The sequence below is a fragment of the Streptomyces sp. CRCS-T-1 genome (assembly GCF_024442335.1).
GTDB classification, from domain to species: domain Bacteria; phylum Actinomycetota; class Actinomycetes; order Streptomycetales; family Streptomycetaceae; genus Streptomyces; species Streptomyces koelreuteriae.
The window spans coordinates 1818065-1832104 of sequence record NZ_CP101651.1 but is presented as its reverse complement, the minus strand read 5'-3'; the positions used below and the strand labels follow the sequence as shown (position 1 = coordinate 1832104).

Annotated in this window: 13 protein-coding genes; 6 read left to right on the top strand and 7 right to left on the bottom strand. The window is 72.3% G+C overall.

Features of this window, described 5'->3' with window-relative positions:
* Window positions 1–333 precede the first annotated feature (333 nt).
* The 4 genes from NNW99_RS08045 to NNW99_RS08030 all read right to left on the bottom strand — a co-directional run bounded on the left by NNW99_RS08045 (window position 334) and on the right by NNW99_RS08030 (window position 4065).
* Window positions 334–561 carry a hypothetical protein gene (locus NNW99_RS08045; RefSeq protein WP_184589531.1) on the bottom strand — a complete coding sequence of 76 codons (228 nt, stop codon included), beginning with the start codon at window positions 559–561 and terminating at the stop codon, window positions 334–336.
* A 446-nt stretch (window positions 562–1007) separates the two neighbouring features.
* Window positions 1008–2030 carry a hemolysin family protein gene (locus tag NNW99_RS08040; protein WP_215118013.1) on the bottom strand — a complete coding sequence of 341 codons (1023 nt, stop codon included), beginning with the start codon at window positions 2028–2030 and terminating at the stop codon, window positions 1008–1010.
* Window positions 2027–3361, bottom strand: coding sequence for a hemolysin family protein (locus tag NNW99_RS08035; RefSeq protein ID WP_215118012.1), 1335 nt, complete (start codon window positions 3359–3361; stop codon window positions 2027–2029). Before NNW99_RS08035 ends, NNW99_RS08040 begins: the two co-directional genes overlap by 4 nt.
* 200 nt (window positions 3362–3561) lie before the next feature.
* Entirely contained in the window at window positions 3562–4065 is a 504-nt protein-coding gene (locus NNW99_RS08030) for a MarR family winged helix-turn-helix transcriptional regulator (protein ID WP_215118011.1), read from the bottom strand.
* A gap of 130 nt (window positions 4066–4195) precedes the next feature.
* Between NNW99_RS08030 and NNW99_RS08025 the strand changes: the two genes are divergently transcribed.
* Window positions 4196–4711 (top strand): YceI family protein, encoded by a 516-nt coding sequence (locus NNW99_RS08025; RefSeq protein ID WP_215118010.1) that lies wholly within the window; start codon window positions 4196–4198, stop codon window positions 4709–4711.
* A gap of 30 nt (window positions 4712–4741) precedes the next feature.
* On the opposite strand, the gene NNW99_RS08020 is transcribed toward NNW99_RS08025, so the two are convergent.
* Window positions 4742–8800 (bottom strand): bifunctional nitrate reductase/sulfite reductase flavoprotein subunit alpha, encoded by a 4059-nt coding sequence (locus tag NNW99_RS08020; RefSeq protein ID WP_215118009.1) that lies wholly within the window; start codon window positions 8798–8800, stop codon window positions 4742–4744.
* A 194-nt stretch (window positions 8801–8994) separates the two neighbouring features.
* On the opposite strand from NNW99_RS08020, the gene NNW99_RS08015 reads away from it, so the two are divergent.
* From NNW99_RS08015 to NNW99_RS08000, 4 genes are all read left to right on the top strand, one after another.
* Window positions 8995–9390 carry a cell division protein SepF gene (locus NNW99_RS08015; RefSeq protein ID WP_031134653.1) on the top strand — a complete coding sequence of 132 codons (396 nt, stop codon included), beginning with the start codon at window positions 8995–8997 and terminating at the stop codon, window positions 9388–9390.
* A 129-nt stretch (window positions 9391–9519) separates the two neighbouring features.
* Window positions 9520–10695 carry an ATP-binding protein gene (locus NNW99_RS08010; RefSeq protein WP_215118008.1) on the top strand — a complete coding sequence of 392 codons (1176 nt, stop codon included), beginning with the start codon at window positions 9520–9522 and terminating at the stop codon, window positions 10693–10695.
* On the top strand, window positions 10688–11017 hold the full coding sequence (locus tag NNW99_RS08005) for a nucleotide pyrophosphohydrolase (RefSeq protein WP_215118007.1): 330 nt from the start codon (window positions 10688–10690) through the stop codon (window positions 11015–11017). Before NNW99_RS08010 ends, NNW99_RS08005 begins: the two co-directional genes overlap by 8 nt.
* Before the next feature lie 173 nt (window positions 11018–11190).
* A complete protein-coding gene (locus NNW99_RS08000) occupies window positions 11191–11661 on the top strand; it encodes a DUF6099 family protein (RefSeq protein ID WP_215118006.1) in 471 nt (156 codons plus the stop codon).
* A gap of 117 nt (window positions 11662–11778) precedes the next feature.
* Here NNW99_RS08000 and NNW99_RS07995 read toward each other — a convergent pair whose 3' ends face one another.
* Window positions 11779–11961, bottom strand: a complete 183-nt coding sequence (locus tag NNW99_RS07995; protein WP_215118005.1) for a hypothetical protein — start codon at window positions 11959–11961, stop codon at window positions 11779–11781.
* Between the two features lie 238 nt (window positions 11962–12199).
* Between NNW99_RS07995 and NNW99_RS07990 the strand changes: the two genes are divergently transcribed.
* Window positions 12200–13123 (top strand): LLM class F420-dependent oxidoreductase, encoded by a 924-nt coding sequence (locus tag NNW99_RS07990; RefSeq protein ID WP_215118004.1) that lies wholly within the window; start codon window positions 12200–12202, stop codon window positions 13121–13123.
* 78 nt (window positions 13124–13201) lie between these two features.
* Here the strand turns inward: NNW99_RS07990 and NNW99_RS07985 are convergent, their stop codons facing one another.
* Entirely contained in the window at window positions 13202–13954 is a 753-nt protein-coding gene (locus NNW99_RS07985; protein WP_215124201.1) for an SAM-dependent methyltransferase, read from the bottom strand.
* Between the last annotated feature and the right edge of the window lie 86 nt (window positions 13955–14040).

Below are 14040 nucleotides of genomic sequence, written 5' to 3'. Positions count from 1 at the left end.
CAGTGCCTGCGTCACCTGGTGCTGCGTCTCCTCGGCCACCACGCGGGCCTCCTCCACGACGTCTCCGCGTTCGCGCACGAGGCTTTCGTAGATGGGCAGTTCTTCGGTCCGGGTCGAGTCGGATTTCACTGGGCTGGGTCCTATCGCTTTACAGCCGGGGTCTGAGGGCCGCTGCAAGTCTGCGTCATCCCCCTTCGCCGTGTCGACCGCCCCCGTCGTGTCCAGAATTCCGTCATGATCTTCGCGAATTCCTCAACATTGCGACGGCGGGCAGGGTCGCACGGCACGGCGAAGGGCCCCGGGAAGCCTCCCGGGGCCCTTCGCGCGGGGTTTTCAGAGCGAGGTCGTGTGAACGCCCGCGTTCGCGCCCGCCGCGGCGCCCTCCGTCGACAGCGCAGCCTGCAGGTTCCCGCAGACCTCGGCGGTCAGCGGCCCGACCAGGCCGGCGGAGAGGCCGCCCGCGAGCCCCGCGGAGGCGGCGCCGCCCGCGTTGCCGCCGGAGACCTGCTCCAGGTCCGCGTCGGAGAGCTCGGCGATGTCGACCCGGGGGGTGAGGTTCATGGGGGTGTTTCCCTTCGCGTGAATGTGCGCCATGGCGGAGCGGCGCGGGTGATCGCGGGATTCCGGGGACCGGGATTGCGCATCCGCGGCGCCGCCGTGCGCAGGATCAAAACATTCCGCAGGGCGGAGGGCCAGCCGCATGCCGCCGCCGCACCCCGTATTTCGGCGAACGCCTTCACCGCCATGACCACGGGGCCACCGAATTGCGCGCACTCCTTCACACACCCCGCCGCCCGGCGGCACACCCGTGTATTGCGCCCCGAATTCCGAAGCGGGCACTTCGGCGCCAAATTCCCAAGCCGTGGGACGCACTTGGCGCCGGGCGCGACGCCCCACGGCATCCTGGCGAGCGGTGTGCAGATGTGCTGGATGTTCGGTCCCGCCCGCCAGGCCCCGCCCCGTCAGGCCGCGCCCCGTCAGGCCGCGCCCCGTCAGGCCGCGCCCCGTCAGGCCGCCGCGGCCGGCTGCATCAGACGGGCCAGCAGGTCGTCCAGGGTGACCAGCCCGGTGAGACCCCCGGCGGGATCGCGGACGACGGCCAGGGACGCCCGGCGGCGGCGCAGCACCTCGATCGCGTCCGCGACCGTGGTGGCCTCCGTCAGCTCGGGCACCGGCCGGGCCAGTTCCCGCGCGGTCGTCGCGCGCCCCCGGGCCCGGGCCACCAGCGCGTCACGGGCGTGGACCGAGCCGAGGACGACGCCGTTCTCCCGGACGAGCAGCCGGGTGCGGTCGTGCTCGGCGGCGAAACGCAACAGCGCGTCGACGTCCGCGCCGCCCTCGGCCCAGGTGATCTCGGCGGCCGGGATGCGCAGCGCCGCCACCGGCGTCTCCGGCTCGGTCAGCGAGCGGGTCAGCAGCTCCGAGTCGGTCGCGCTGATCAGGCCCAGCCGCTCCGACTCCTCCACCAGATGCGTCAGCTGCTCCCGGTCGTGCACCGAGGCCAGCTCGTCGCGCGGGGCCACCCTGCACAGCCGTACCAGCGCGTTGCTCACCGCGTTGAGCAGCCGGATCAGCGGGCGCACGGCCCGCACCACGGCCCGGAAGGGCGGGGAGAGCAGCATCGCCGAACGCTCCGGGTGGGCGATCGCCCAGGACTTGGGCGCCATCTCGCCGACCACCATGTGCAGGAACACCACCACGACCATCGCCACGGCGAAGGCCACGCCGTAGCTCACGGCGCTGGGCAGGCCCAGCTTGTGCAGCAGCGGGTCCAGTTCGTGCGAGATCGCCGGCTTGGACACCGAACCCAGGCCCAGCGTGCACACGGTGATGCCGAGCTGCGCGCCGGCCAGCATCAGCGACAGCTCGCGGATGCCGGCCAGTGCCGCCCCGGCCCCGCGCCGCCCCTCGGCCGCCGCCTTCTCCATGCGGTGCCGTTTGGCGGCGACCAGCGCGAACTCGGCCGCCACGAAGAAACCGCTGCCGATCAGCAGCAGCACGGTCACGAAGACCGCCATGGGGAAACTCACGCCATCTCCTCGGCTTCCACGAGCGGGTTGATCCGCACCCGGTCGGCCACATGCCGGTCGAGCGTGCGGACCTCGATCACGGCCCGGCCGCCCTCGGGCAGCTCGACCGTGACGCTGTCCCCGACCGTCGGGAAGCGGCCGAGCCGGTCCACGACCAGACCGGCCACGGTGTCGTAGTCGTCGTCCTCCGGCAGCAGGACGCCGGTGGCCTCGGCCACCTCGTCCAGCCGGCGGCCGGCGTCCACCAGCCAGCCGTCGCCGTCCGCGACGGCGAGCACGGTGACGGTGTCGGACTCGTCCGCGATGTCACCGACCAGTTCCTCGGCGATGTCCTCGTAGGTGACGATGCCCGCCACGCCGCCGTGCTCGTCGAGGACGACCGCGAACTCGTCGTCCTGCTCCCGCATCCGCGTCACCGCGTCGGGCAGCGCGAGCGTGTCCGGCAGCAGCAGGGGCCGCCGGGCCAGCTCACCGGCCGTCGCGTGGGCGATGCGGGCGGCGGGCAGCGCCATCAGCTCGCGCACGCCCAGCACCCCCGCGATGTCGTCCGGGTGGTCGCCGAGGACCGGGTAGTTGGAGTGGCCGTGCCCGGCGATCAGACCGATCGCCTCCTCGGCGCCGGCGTCCTTGCGGACGAAGACGGCGTCGGCGCGCGGCACCATCACCTCGTCGAGGGAGCGCTCGGAGAACTCCAGCGCGTGGTCCAGCAGCGCGGCGGTGTCCTTCGGCAGTGCGCCCTGCTCATGGGACTCGCCGATCAGATGGCCCAGCTCCTCCAGCGTGGCGCCGTGGTGCAGTTCCTCGACCGGCTCGATCCCGGCCTTGCGCAGCAGCTTGTTCGCCGCGTTGTCGAAGACGCGGACGACGGGGCCGACGACCTTCAGATACGCCAGCGTGGACGGGGCCAGGGCCTTCGCCAGCCGCTCGGGCACGGCGATCGCGAGGTTCTTCGGGGCCAGCTCGCCCAGCACCATCTGTACGACCGTGGCCAGTACGAAGGCGAGGACGACGGCGATACCGCTGACGGCCGCGTCGGGCAGGCCGAGCCCGGCGAGGGCGGGCCGCAGCAGCGCGGACACCGACGGCTCGGCGATGAAGCCGACGACCAGGCCGGTGACGGTGATGCCGAGCTGCGCGCCGGACAGCATGAACGACAGCCGCTCCAGCACCTTCAGGGCCCGGGCGGCCTTGCGGTCCCCGGCCTCGGCCGCACGCGCGAGGGCGAGGCGGTCGGCGGAGACGTAGGCGAACTCCTGGGCGACGAAGTAGCCGGTGCCGGCGGTCAGCACGAACACGGCGAGCAGGCCCAGCAGGGCCTCGGCGGCACTCATGAAACACCACCCCGCCGTGTGCCGCGATCACTCATGTCGTGGCGGGATGGTCGGGGACTGTGCCCCGGAGGGTCCGTCGATCTGGCGGACAAGGAGTCGCTCCTCATGTGTGGTGGCTACTCGGGTCAACGACCGTCGTCGCGCCCGTGTTCCCGAATTCTACGACGCTGTAGAGAGCAGCGCCCCGCTCCGGGTGCCCCTCACTCCGGGCGGGACTCCTCCGCGAGATCCGGCACCAGCCCGCACAGCGCCGCACGCTGGTCCGGGCCCATGAAGCGGGCGAGGGACCGCGTGACCGTCTCGGCGAGCGCGCCGGAGACCTCGGCCAGCAGGCCCCGGGCCTTGTCCGTCAGGGCGACCTCGATACCGCGCTTGTCCCCGCACACCGACCTGCGGGTGACGAGGCCGGCGTGCTGGAGGCAGGCGATCTGGTAGGTGAGGCGGGTCTTGGGGCGGCCCAGCAGCTCCGCGACGCGCGTCATGCGCAGCCCGCCCTCGGGCTGCTCGGCGAGCAGGCACAGGATCAGGAACTCGTCGTGCGAGATGTCCAGCTTCTCCTTCACGGCCGCCCCCAGCCGCTGCTCCACCGCTCCCGTCGCGGCGAGCAGCAGCATCCAGGCGCGCAACTCGGCGGGCAGCAGCCCACCGCCCCCGGCGGACGGACATCCGGGCAGGTCGGCGGGGTGCTCCTGGGGGTCGGCCATGCGTTCAAGCCTACCTGTCGTCCAAATTTGGAGCAGGGGGTTGTTCAAATTTGGACCAGCCGCTAGCGTGCAGTCAGTGCAGTCATCCAAATTTGGACGACGCGTGGACGACACGAGTGGGAGAAGGATCATGACCGTCGCCGTGGAAACCGGACTGTGGCAGCTCGACGCGACTGCCTCGATCGTCGGCATCCGGCACAGGACCATGTGGGGCCTGGTCACCGTGAAGGGCCGCTTCGGCGCGTTGAGCGGCACGGGCGAGGTCCGGCCCGACGGCTCCGCCGTCGGCACCCTGACCTTCGACGTCGCCTCCCTCGACACCGGGAACGCCAAGCGCGACACCCATCTGAGGTCCGCCGACTTCTTCGACGCCGACCACCACCCCGAGATCACCTTCGCGGCCCGCAGTGCCGAGCTCCGCGACGGCGACCAGGTGCACGTGGTCGGTCAGCTCACCGTGCGCGGCATCAGCCGGCCGCTGTCCCTCACCGCCCGTCTCACGGACGGGGGAGCCACCGGGCTCACCCTGGACACCGAGTTCAGCGTGGACCGGGAGCAGTTCGGCCTGGGCTGGAACCAGCTGGGCATGATCCGCGGCCTGACCACGGTCACCGCGGCCCTCCGGTTCGTCCGGGCGGCGAACTGACGGGCCCCCGGCCCCGCGTCGGCCCGCGGGTCAGTACACGTCCCGCACGTACCGCTTGTCCGCCGCGAGTTGCTTCACATACGCGGCGGCCTCCGTCTCGCTCAGCCCGCCGTGCGTCGCCGCGATGTCCCTGAGCGCCCGGTCCACGTCCTTGGCCATGCGGGAGGCGTCGCCGCAGACGTAGAAACGGGCGCCCTCGCACAGCCAGTGCCACAGCTCGGGCCCGTGCTCGCGCATCCGGTCCTGCACGTACACCTTGTTGCGCTGGTCGCGGGAGAAGGCCGTGTCCAGGCGGCTGAGGGTGCCCTCGTCGAGCAGCGCGGTCAGCTCGTCCTCGTAGTAGAAGTCCGTCGCGCGGTGCTGCTCGCCGAAGAACAGCCAGTTGGGAGCCCGGTGGCCGAGCGCCCGCCGCTCCTGGAGGAAACCGACGAAGGGCGCGACCCCCGTGCCCGGGCCGACCATGACCATCGGCGTCGAGGCGTCGCCCGGGGGCCGGAAGTGCGGGGAGCGCTGCACGAACACGGGCACCTCCGTGTCCGCCTCGGCGTCCGCGAGGAACGGCGAGCAGACCCCGCCGCGCGCCCGGCCGCGCAGATTCTCGTACCGCACCACGGACACCGTCAGCGACACCCGCCGGGCGTCCACCAGCGGGCTCGACGATATGGAGTACAGCCGCGGCTGAAGCCCCCGCAGCACCCCCGCCCACTCCTCGGCGCTCGCCCGCACCGCGTACTCGGCGACCACGTCCACGGCCTGCCGGCCCCAGCTCCACTTCGCCAGCCCGTCCTTGTTGTCGGGCCGCAGGAGCCTGCGCAACTCATGCTTGTCCCGGGCGCGTTCGGCGACGAAGCGCAGCAGGTCGGGCGTGATCCTCGTGATGTCGAAGTGCCGGTGCAGGGCCTCGGCGAACGGCACCTCGCCGATGCCCTTGACCTGCACGGCCGTGGTCGCGTCCAGGCCGGTCACCGCCAGCCACTCGTCCACCAGGGCGGGCGCGTTGACCGGCCGCACACCGAGCGCGTCCCCGGCCTCGTACGCCAGGTCCGTCCCGCTCGTGTCGAAGGTGAACCGGCGGACCTCCTTGCCCGCACCGGGCCGGCTGAGCAGCTCGTTGCCGACGAGCCGGGCCGTGGCGGCGGGCTTGGAGGCGGATTTCGGCTTCTCGGCCGGGGCGGGTGCCGGGGCCGTGCCCGTGCCGCCCAGCGCCGAGAGCACTTCATCGAGCCACTGCCCGGCGGAGGGTTCGTAGTCCGGCTCGCAGTCCGCACGCGGGGCCAGCCGCACCCCGCCCAGCTCGTCGAGCCGCGCGTCCAGCCGCCGTCCGTGCCCGCAGAAGTCGTCGTACGAGGAGTCCCCGAAGGCGAGCACGGCGTACCGCACCCCGTCCAGCCGCGGGGCTCCGGCGTCGGCGAGCGTGTCCCAGAGGCCGCTGCCGTTGTCGGGCGCGTCGCCGTCCCCGAAGGTGCTGGTGATGAAGAGCAGGTCGGACGTGCCGGCCAGCGCCCCGACGTCGGCCTCGTCCATGCCGACGAGTCGCGCGCGATGCCCGGTCGCGGTCAGGCGCTCGGCGGTGGCGGAGGCGAACTCCTCGGCGTTGCCGGTCTGCGAGGCCCACAGCACGACGATCTCGCGCCCGGCCGGCTCCTGCGGCGCGGGCGTCGCCGTCGGCGTCGCGGTCCTGGAGTACATGCCGGCGAGGACCCCGTTGACCCACAGGGCGTGCTCGGGGGAGAAGGGCGCGTCGGGCGGCAGCACCGGGACACCGCCGAGGGTGCCCGAGCGGAGCCCGGCGAGGAAACCGGTGAGGTAGCGGCGTTCCTGGGCGGAGAGGACCGGCGGAGGGGAGGGTTCCAGGCCGAAGGGGTCGGCGGCGCCCGGGGTCACCTCCGTCGGCACGAGCGCCTCGGCGGGCGGTGCCGGTGCCGGTATCGGCGCGGCCACCTTCGCCAGCGACACCGCGCACACCTTGAACTCGGGCTGGAACGACAGCGGATCCACCGCGTCGCTCGTCACCGCGTTGATGCTCAGATACTCGCCGAACAGGTCGTTCCAGTGGAACGGCGCGAAACAGCACCCCGGCCGCACCCGGTCCGTCACCACCGCCGGCAGCACGGCCCGCCCGCGCCGCGAGGCGACCTCGACCAGATCGCCCTCCGCGACACCCTGCGCTGCCGCGTCCAGCGGATGGAGCTCCACGAAGGGCCCGGAGTTCAGCTTGTTGAGCTTCGCGACCTTCCCGGTCTTGGTGAGCGTGTGCCACTGGTGCTGCACCCGCCCGGTGTTGAGCACGAACGGATAGTCGTCGTCCGGCATCTCGGCGGCGGGCAGATGCGGACGCGCGAAGAACACGCCCCGCCCGGAGGCGGTCGGAAAACGCAGCCCCTCGTCGCCGACGTACCGGATGGGATTGCGGTCCGGCCCGTCCTCCCGCGCGGCCGGCCACTGCACGGGCGTCTCGCGCAGCCGCTCGTAGGACACCCCGCGCAGGTCCCACCCGGTCTTCGGGTTCCAGAACCGCCGGATCTCCTCGAAGACCTGCTCGGCGCTGTCGTACGAGAACCCCTTCTCGTACCCCATCGCGCACGCCACCTCCGCGATGATCCGCCAGTCGGCCATCGCCTCCCCGGGCGGGTCCGCGGCCGGCTGCGTCAGCGTGAGGGTGCGCTCGCTGTTGACGAAGACGCCCTCGGCCTCGGTCCACATCGCGCCCGGCAGGACGACGTCGGCGTACGCGTTCGTCTCGGTGTCGGTGAACACGTCCTGCGTGACGACGAACTCGGCGGCCTCCAGTCCCTCGATGACCGTACGGCGGTTGGATACCGAGGCGACGGGGTTGGTGCAGATGATCCAGCAGGCCTTGATCTCCCCGTCGGCCATCTTCCGGAACATCTCGACGGTGCCCTTGCCGACGCCGTCCTTGCGCAGGGTCCCCGGCGGCAGCTCCCACACGTCCTCGACGAACGCCCGCTCCTCGTCCACGAGCACCGACCGCTGCCCCGGCAGCCCCGGGCCCATGTAGCCCATCTCGCGCCCGCCCATGGCGTTCGGCTGACCGGTCAGGGAGAACGGCCCGGCGCCCGGACGGCAGATCGCCCCCGTGGCCAGATGCAGATTGACCAGGGCGTTGGTGTTCCAGGTGCCGTGCGTGGACTGGTTGAGCCCCATGGTCCAGCAGCTCATCCACCGCTTGCCCGCCGCGCCGATCAACCGGGCGGCGGTGCGCAGATCGTCCTCGGCGATCCCGGTGATCTCCGCGACCGCGGCCGGGGCGTAGTCGGCGAGGAACCCGGGCAGGGCCTCCCAGCCCTCGGTGTGCGCGGCCATGAACTCCTGGTCGGTGTGCCCGCCCTCGTGCAGCAGCCGCAGCAGACCGTTCAGCAGCGCCAGGTCGGTCCCCGGCTTGACCTGCAGGAACAGATCGGCCTTCGCCGCGGTCGCGGTCCGCCGCGGATCGACGACGATCAGCTTGGCACCCGCCTTGACCCGCTCCATCATCCGCAGGAACAGGATGGGATGGCAGTCGGCCATGTTCGACCCGATGACCAGAAAGGCATCCGCCTGATCGAAGTCCTCGTACGACCCGGGCGGCCCGTCCGCCCCCAGCGACAGCTTGTAGCCCGTGCCCGCGCTCGCCATGCACAGCCGTGAGTTCGACTCGATCCCGTTCGTCCGCACGAACCCCTTGGCCAGCTTGTTGGCCAGATACTGCGCCTCCAGGCTCATCTGCCCCGAGACGTAGAAGGCGACCGCGTCCGGCCCGTGCTCGTCGACGATCGCCCGCAGCCGCGCCGCGGTCTCGGCGATCGCGTCGGACACCGGCGCCGGAACCGGCTCCTCGCCCCGGTCGCCCCGCACCAGCGCGCCGGTCAGCCGCCCGGGCGCGGCGAGCATGTCGGCCGTGGTCGCGCCCTTGGTGCACAGCCGCCCCGCGTTCGCGGGATGCGCCTTGTCACCGGACGCCTTGAAGATCTTGCGCCGGCCGTCCGGCCCCGCCCCGACATCGAGGACGAGGCCGCAGCCCACACCGCAGTACGAGCAGACGGTGCGCACCTGCTTCGTCTCCTGCTGCGGCCGGGGAGTCGTGGTCATGCCGTCGACGGTACGAAGACCCCGTTACGCAGGTGTGACATTGCTTGATCACGAGGAGTTACGCCCGTCACACAGCCGTCTTCTGGCCGTTGTGAGGTGCATTGAGGTCGCGGAGCGTGTCGCTGTTGGGCCGAACGGGTGACTCTGCGCAAGAATTGCCCGATGCAGACAGTCAGTGCGAGCCAGGACGGAGCATGCCGGTGAACAGCCACGATGTCACCGACGAACAGTGGGAGGGGCTCGCCCAGGTCGTGCCGCTGCGGGGCCGGGACGCCTGGCCGTCCTCCGTCGGCCACCGGTCCATACCCGAGGCGGAGACGGAGACGCGCCGCCGCTTCGTCGTCCTGCGGGTGAACGTCTTCGCCGACGCCCGTGACGTCGCCGAGCGGCTGATGGCGGGGGTGCCCGTGCTGCTCGACCTGACCGGTGCGGAGACGGAGGTCGCCAAGCGCGTCCTCGACTTCAGCACGGGCGTCGTCTTCGGCCTGGCGAGCGGGATGCACCGCGTGGACCGCAATGTGTTCCTGCTGACGCCGGCCGGCACCGAGGTGACGGGGCTGATGGAGGGGGCCGGTCTGCCCGGGGTGTGACGGTTCGACCGGTGTGGCGGTGGCTCGATCGGTGTGACGGCGGCTCGATCGGTGTGACGGTAGCTCGATCGTAGGAAAGGCCCGGAGACGGAACGGTTCGTCCTGTCGCCGGAGCCCTACCGTCCGGATATGACCCAGCCCCCCGCATCCCCGATTGCCCCCGCACCTCACGCGGCTCTCGCGCATCCAGACCGCCCCCGCCTCACCGAGCTGCGCCTGGCCGCCTTCACCACCCACCGCCGCGCCGCCTTCCCGCTCGGGCCGCTCACCCTCCTCGCCGGCCCCAGCGGCTGCGGCAAGACCAGCGCGTTACGGGCGTACGAGGCTCTGGCCCGGCTCGGCGGCGGCGCCGGGCTCGGCGAGGCGTTCCCGGACCCCGTCGCCTGTGTCCCGGAGCGGGCCCGGCCCGACGCGCAGCGCCGCCGCGGCTTCCGCATCGGCTGCACGGCCGACGGCCCCGCGGGCCCGGTCCGGCTCGACGTGGCCGTGCAGGCCGAGCCCGAACTGCGGATCGTGGGGGAGCGGTTGACGGCCGACGGCCTGGTCCTGCTGGAGACGGCCCTGCGCGACCCCGGCAAGCGCGCCGTCCAGGCCGCCTGGCACACGGCCGGGCCGACGCCGGTCACCCGCGGCCCACTGCCGGACGACCGGCTCGGCACGGCCCTGCTGCCGCTGCGCGTGGCCGGCACGACACCCGGCCAGCGCAGGGTGCTGGCCGCCGCCGAGCAGATGGTGGTCGCCCTGCGCTCCGTCTTCGCCTGCGACCCCCAGCCCGCCCGGATGCGCGGCCCCGTACCCTCCGGCTCCGGCCGACTGCTCGGAGGCTGCGGCAATCTGGCCGACGTCCTCGGCCGCACCCGCGCCGAGTGCGGACGACGGCACGCGCTGTTCGTGGCGGCGGTACGCGCCGGCTGCGCCGGGCCGGTCGCCGACGTCCTCGCCAAGGCGGAGGAGGCGACGGGAACGATCCGCGCGATCCTCGACCGGGGCGACGGCGTCCTTACGGACCTGCGGCGCCTCGGCGACGGCGAACTGCGCTACGTGGCCCTCGCGCTGGTCCTGCTCACCGGACCGGGCGTGCTGGAGGTCGACCCGGCCGGCGAGGTGCCCGCCGCGCTCCAGACGCTCACCGTCCTCGCCGACGGCCTCGACCGGGGCCTGGACGGACGGCAGCGGCTGGAACTGCTGCGCCTCGCGGTCCGGATGTGCGACCGGGGGCACATCCGCCTCGTCGGCACGGTCAGTGACGCCTCGTGGGCCGCCGGGACGGAGGGTGTCACGGTGGTACACCTGGACCGTGACTGATCACCTGGACGTGGCCGGACTGCAGCGCCGCCTGGCCGAATTCGCGGCCGCGCGGAACTGGCAGCAGTACCACACCCCCAAGAACCTGGTCGCCGCGCTCAGCGTGGAGGCCTCCGAACTGGTCGAGATCTTCCAGTGGTTGACCCCCGAGGAGTCGGCCCGCGTCATGACCGACCCCGACTCCGCGCACCGCGTCACCGACGAGGTCGCCGACGTGCTCGCGTATCTGCTCCAGCTCTGCGAGGTGCTCGGCATCGACCCGCTGGCGGCGCTGAACGCGAAGATCGACCGGAACGAAGGGAGGTTCCCGATCCAGGAGTAGCAAAGTCCGTTTGTACGCTGCGTAATCAAAATGCGGCCCGAATCCGAATTGTTGTCCGCAGATTTCCGTCTTCCTCTGGCTTTTCGTCTCAGCCCCCTTCACTCTGGGTAGTGAACAAGGGAGTTCGGGCAGGCGTACGCGCGAAAGCGCGTCGGGACAGACGGGGGCAGCGCATGGACGCTGTGCGGCTCATCGTGACGAGCAGGCGGTCCCTGGCCGTCGGCGGGGACCAGCGGGAGATCCTGGCCGAGGTGTGGCAGGCACAGGCCCTCGCGCAGGCGATAGGCAGCCGCCTCGCGGTCGCCGGACCTCCCGAACTACGCGGCGAGGCACTGGGATTGACGGAGCTGGCGGGCCGGGGCTGCGGCGTCCTCGACCCGCCCGAACTGGCCCCCGGTGAGCTGCGGGCGGGCCAGCTCACCGAGTTGGGCGACGCCCGCCACACCCTGATGTTCCTCGGCGGCCTCCTCGGCGAGGTCGGCATCGCCCTCGTCGGCCTCGCCTGCGCCGCCGACGACGAGGGCACGTACTGGCAGTGCATGGAGGCCATCGACGCGGCGGACGAGTCCCGCGACCGCGTCCTGGAAATGCTCCGCAGACTCGCGGACCGCGAGCAGGTGGTACCGGAGCGGGAGGCGGGCTAGGCGCCGCCGCAGTAGCCCTGGCGGCTGCCCCGGCGTTGATCCCGGGCAGGCTTGTCGTCCGGGTGCGGGCCGGTGGGGGTTGTTCGCGCAGTTCCCCGCGCCCCTAGGGCGACGTCCTCAGCCCGAACGCCCCCGGTCGCCCTCCTCGCCCGGCCCCCGGCCCGCATCCCCCGCCGCCTGAAGATCCGCGTCCAACGCCGACAGGTCCGCGTTCAACGCCGCCATCAGCTCCTCCATCTGCTGCAACAGCCCTTTCGGCTGCCCGGTCCCGCCCTGCTGCGGCACGGTCTCTTCGGACATGACGGCCTCCTCGGCCCATGGCCCCCGGGGAGGCCGACGCGGGTGACGCCCCGGCGGTCGCGGGCCGGTGCGGAAGCCGGGGGCTCCGGCTCCGCCCGAGCCAACGATCATCACTGGGGCCGGTCACTGGCCGGGTCAGGCGGCACGCGCGGTATGGACGTAATTTCACCCGACCGGGGCGCGCGGGGGACCGGGGACCGACCGCGTCGCCCCGCACCCCGGCGTGCAGGATGGACGTATGGATCTGCGCATCTTCACCGAGCCCCAGCAGGGGGCCACCTATGACACGCTGCTCGCCGTCGCCAAGGCCACCGAGGACCTGGGATTCGACGCCTTTTTCCGCTCCGACCATTACCTCCGCATGGGCTCCGGCGACGGCCTCCCCGGCCCCACCGACGCCTGGCTGACCCTGGCCGGACTCGCCCGTGAGACCAAGCGCATCCGGCTCGGCACCCTGATGACCGCCGGCACCTTCCGGCTGCCCGGCGTGCTCGCCATCCAGGTCGCGCAGGTCGACCAGATGTCCGGCGGCCGTGTCGAGCTCGGCCTCGGTGCCGGCTGGTTCGAGGAGGAGCACAAGGCCTACGGCATCCCGTTCCCCAAGGAGAAGTTCTCCCGCCTCGAGGAGCAGCTGGAGATCGTCACCGGCCTCTGGGCGACGGAGCCCGGCAAGACCTTCGACTTCCACGGCACCCATTACGACCTCACGGACTCTCCCGCGCTGCCCAAGCCCGCGCAGCGGAAGATCCCCGTGCTCGTCGGCGGCCACGGCGCCACCCGCACCCCGCGGCTGGCCGCGAAGTACGCCGACGAGTTCAACATCCCCTTCGCCTCCCTCGAGGACAGCGCGCGCCAGTTCGGCCGGGTGCGTGCCGCCGCCGAGGAGGCCGGCCGGGACGGCGACGACCTGACCTACTCCAACGCCCTCGTCGTCTGCGTCGGCCGGGACGAGGCGGAGATCGCCCGCCGGGCCGCCGCGATCGGCCGCGAGGCCGACGAGCTGAAGCTCAACGGCCTGGCCGGTTCCCCGTCCGAGGTCGTCGACAAGATCGGCCGCTACGCCGAGATCGGCGCCCAGCGGATCTACCTCCAGATCCTCGACCTGTACGACCTCGACCACCTGGAGCTGATCTCCTCGCAGGTGCAGTCGCAGCTGTCGTAGAACCGGCGGGCACTGCCCGGCCCGGCACGTCGGCCGTCCGGCGGACCGGGCCGTGGAGCGCGAACCGCCGGGCCCGTGTCAGGGCTTGCGGGCGACCGCCACGTAGAGGGGGATCTCGTTGCCCCCGCCGTCCCCTCCACGCCGTTCGCCGAGCCCGGGATGCCACCGCGCGGCCAGGACCACACCCGGGTCCACCAGCTCAAGGCCCGTGAAGAACTCCGAGAACTCCTCCCGGCTGCGCACCTGCGCCGCCGTGCCGCCCTTGCGGTACACCTCGACGACCCGCTCCCAGGTCTCCGGGTCGAAGTCGCCCGTCGCGTGGGAGAGCGTCAAGTGGCTTCCGGGCGGCAGCGGTTCGAGGAGTTCCCGGACCAGCCGGAGGGGCTCGTCCTCGTCGCCCACCAGGTGCAGGAGTGCCACCAGGGACAGGGCGATCGGCCGGCTGAAGTCGAGGGTCTCCCGGGCCGTCGCGATGATCTTTGCGGGGTCCCGCACATCGGCCTGGACGTAGGCGGTCCTCCCCTCGGGCGCGCTGTGCAGCAGGGCCTCGGCGTGCCGGAGCACGATCGGGTCGTTGTCCGCGTAGACCACCCGGGCGTCGGGGGCGACCCCTTGGACGATCTGGTGGAGGTTCGGCTCGGTCGGGATGCCGGTCCCGATGTCGAGGAACTGGCGGACGCCCCGCTCGGCCAGCAGCCGGGAGGCGCGGTGCATGAAGGCGCGATTGGTGCGCGCCATCGCGCTCACGGCGGGGAAGTGCGAGGTCACCTGCTCGGCCGCCGCCACGTCGACCGGGTAGTTGTCCTTCCCGCCCAGGAAGTAGTCGTACATCCGCGCCGAATGGGGCTTGCTGGTGTCGATCGTGCCCACAGTCGCACATCCTCCCTCGAACGCCCGGTCGACCGGAGGCTAGCGAA